General features: G+C 67.6%; 1 pseudogene. It reads right to left on the reverse strand.

Going from position 1 to position 407, the window contains the following annotated elements:
- Positions 1-407 (reverse strand): annotated as a pseudogene (locus LZ604_RS35560) (amino acid transporter); the annotation flags it as partial.

Raw genomic sequence — 407 nt, forward strand, 5'->3', positions numbered from 1 at the left:
AGCAGCTTCTTGGTGTCCCGGATCCGGCCGGTCGGCTTCTCCTCGGTGTCGTCCGGGTCGCCCTGCACATGGGGCATGACGGCGACACCGGTCTCGAAGCCGGACAGGCCGAGCGCCAGCTTCGGGAAGACGAGCAGGGCGAGGCCGACCATCACGAAGACGTTGCCGTGCTGGGTGGTCAGTGCGCCGGTCCAGTCGGTGACCACGTGTTCGGTGGTCAGCACGTGCCACAGGCCCACGACGACCACCACCACGTTGAGGGCGAGATAGATGCCGACGAGGACGACCGCGACACCGATCGCCTCCAGGAACCCCTTGAGGAAGACCGCCCCCAGCAGGGCGACCAGCAGCAGGGTGATCAGCATCTGGTGGCCGTGCAGGACGCCGGTGAGGTGGGGGTTCTCCAC

Source organism: Streptomyces glomeratus (genome assembly GCF_021462825.1).
In the GTDB taxonomy this organism is placed as follows: Bacteria; Actinomycetota; Actinomycetes; order Streptomycetales; family Streptomycetaceae; genus Streptomyces; species Streptomyces glomeratus.